Below are 1,015 nucleotides of genomic sequence, written 5' to 3'. Positions count from 1 at the left end.
CATAGGTGTCACATCCCGGACGATCATATGGCCGCTTGTGAAAAAGATGCGGGTGCGTCTGATGCCACTCTTTCATGGCCTTCATTGGCGTCTTGCTCTTGAGCGCTGACTGCGGCAACTGGTGGTTGTACAAGGCCACATAGCGCAGCAAGGTCTGCTCCATATCTTCACGGCTGTTGAATCGGTGGGTCTTCAGGACGTCCGCTATGCGGCCATTGAACCGCTCCACCATGCCGTTGGTTCTCGGGGTCTTGGGCTTGGTCAGCCGGTGCTCTATGCCCAGCTCCTGGCACAGTTGGTCGAACTCATGGTTGCCGCTGGGTTCGCGCTCCCGGCTGGCAAACAGTCGGTCTGTGAACTCCTTGCCGTTGTCGGTCAACAGCTTGTTGATCCTGATCGGGCAGGCCTTGTGAAGTGCTTTGAGAAAGGCCCTGGCACTGGCCGCTGTCTTGTTAGCCTTGAACTGCACGAACACCCAGCGCGTGGCCCTGTCGATGGCCACGAACAGATAGCGCCTGCTGCTCTCGTCCTGCATCTGGGGCAGGTACTTCACGTCCATGTGCACGTAGCCTGGCTCGTAGCTCTTGAAGGCCTTGTGGGCTACCGCAGGCTCCTGGGGCTTGAGGGCGTTGAGGTTGCCCGCGCCATGGCGGCGCAGGCACCTGTCCAAACCTGAGCGTGAGACATCGGGGCTCAAGAACTCCCGCGTGACCGCCAGCAGGTCATCCAGGGGCAGCAGCAGGGTACGTCGCAAGTGAACCACCACGGTCTCTTGCGCAGGCGTGAGAACCGTCTGCAGGCGATGGGCCGTGTGCGAGCGGTCTGCAAAGACATCGCGCTTCTTCCACTTGTAGACCGTCTGCTCAGTGATCCCAAAGCGCTGGGCCAGGACGCTGGCTGGTTCATTGCTGGCTGCGATCTCGGCGCGCACGGCGGGCGTGGTGCGGGCGTTCTTGTGCAGGGCTATCAACATGGCTTCACTCCCTGGGTGGATTGCAAGGACTCTATCAACTCC

Annotated in this window: 1 protein-coding gene; it reads right to left on the bottom strand. The window is 60.5% G+C overall.

All coding sequences use genetic code 11. The features are described 5' to 3' along the window. Window positions 1-973, bottom strand: a 973-nt coding sequence (locus ACYZGB_RS22785; RefSeq protein ID WP_462391268.1) for an IS481 family transposase, incomplete at its 3' end; no start/stop codon positions are given. Between the last annotated feature and the right edge of the window lie 42 nt (window positions 974-1,015).

Source organism: Acidovorax sp. Q11, assembly GCF_054950075.1.
This window is presented reverse-complemented; position numbering and strand designations above follow the sequence as displayed.